This window comes from Campylobacter sp. RM9328, assembly GCF_012978615.1.
The window spans coordinates 1-1858 of record NZ_LIWF01000040.1 but is presented as its reverse complement, the minus strand read 5'-3'; the positions used below and the strand labels follow the sequence as shown (position 1 = coordinate 1858).

At 44.0% G+C, this 1858-nt stretch carries 1 rRNA gene; it reads right to left on the bottom strand.

What is annotated here, in order from left to right:
• Positions 1-49: 49 nt before the first annotated feature.
• Positions 50-1561 (bottom strand): 16S ribosomal RNA (locus tag CCAL9328_RS10525).
• Positions 1562-1858: the final 297 nt, after the last annotated feature.

The following is a 1858-nucleotide window of genomic DNA, read 5'->3' as shown; positions in this document are numbered from 1 at the left end:
TTGAGATATATTGAAGTGATAATTGTGAGATTATCACTTTGTACTCTAGAAAGGAGGTGATCCAACCGCAGGTTCTCCTACGGTTACCTTGTTACGACTTCACCCCAGTCGCTGATTCCACTGTGGGCGGTAGCTAGTTTAGCATTCCGACTTCGAGTGAAATCAACTCCCATGGTGTGACGGGCGGTGAGTACAAGACCCGGGAACGTATTCACCGTAGCATGGCTGATCTACGATTACTAGCGATTCCGGCTTCATGCTCTCGAGTTGCAGAGAACAATCCGAACTGGGACATATTTTATAGATTTGCTCCATCTCACGATATTGCGTCTCATTGTATATGCCATTGTAGCACGTGTGTCGCCCTGGGCATAAGGGCCATGATGACTTGACGTCGTCCACACCTTCCTCCTCCTTACGAAGGCAGTATATTTAGAGTGCTCAGCCAAACTGTTAGCAACTAAATACGTGGGTTGCGCTCGTTGCCGGACTTAACCGAACATCTCACGACACGAGCTGACGACAGCCGTGCAGCACCTGTCACTAAGTTCTAGCAAGCTAGCACCCTCGTATCTCTACAAGGTTCTTAGGATATCAAGCCCAGGTAAGGTTCTTCGCGTATCTTCGAATTAAACCACATGCTCCACCGCTTGTGCGGGTCCCCGTCTATTCCTTTGAGTTTTAATCTTGCGACCGTACTCCCCAGGCGGTATACTTAATCCGTTAGGTGCATTACTGCCATGACTAGCACAGCAACAACTAGTATACATCGTTTAGGGCGTGGACTACCAGGGTATCTAATCCTGTTTGCTCCCCACGCTTTCACGCATTAGCGTCAGTTGAGTTCTAGCAGATCGCCTTCGCAATGGGTATTCCTGGTGATCTCTACGGATTTTACCCCTACACCACCAATTCCATCTGCCTCTCCCTCACTCTAGATTATCAGTTTCTCAAGCAGTTTAATGGTTGAGCCATTAGATTTCACAAAAGACTTGATAATCCGCCTACGCGTCCTTTACGCCCAGTGATTCCGAGTAACGCTTGCACCCTCCGTATTACCGCGGCTGCTGGCACGGAGTTAGCCGGTGCTTATTCCTTAGGTACCGTCAAATTTCTTCCCTAAGAAAAGGAGTTTACGCTCCGAAAAGTGTCATCCTCCACGCGGCGTTGCTGCTTCAGGCTTTCGCCCATTGAGCAATATTCCCTACTGCTGCCTCCCGTAGGAGTCTGGACCGTGTCTCAGTTCCAGTGTGACTGATCATCCTCTCAGACCAGTTATGCGTCATAGCCTTGGTGAGCCATTACCTCACCAACTAGCTGATACAATATAGTCTCATCCTATGCCGAAAAAACTTTCCCAACTTAACTTGTGTTAAGAAGGAGTATGGAGTATTAGCAGTCATTTCTAACTGTTGTCCTCCAGCATAGGGCAGATTAACTATACATTACTCACCCGTGCGCCACTAACTCATAAGAGCAAGCTCTTACTTGTCCGTTCGACTTGCATGTATTAGGCACGCCGCCAGCGTTCACTCTGAGCCAGGATCAAACTCTCCATAAAAAATACTTTACAAAATAGTAAAGTAAGATGTTTATTATGAAGTTTTAATCTAAAAACTTAATTGTTTGTAACTATTAAATTAGCAATTAATAATTTAAATAATTAAAATTGCTTGGCTCAATCGATCACTTGTTTAGATTTCAAAGATTGACTATAAAAAATAGTTTAACATTATAAAATTAAAAAACAAAACAGACGATTAAGATATGATTTATCCAACTTTTGAAGTGTGGTAAGATGGTTTCTTAATTCGTGAGCTGGAATTATATAAGAGTTATACTTAATGTATGCTTAAAT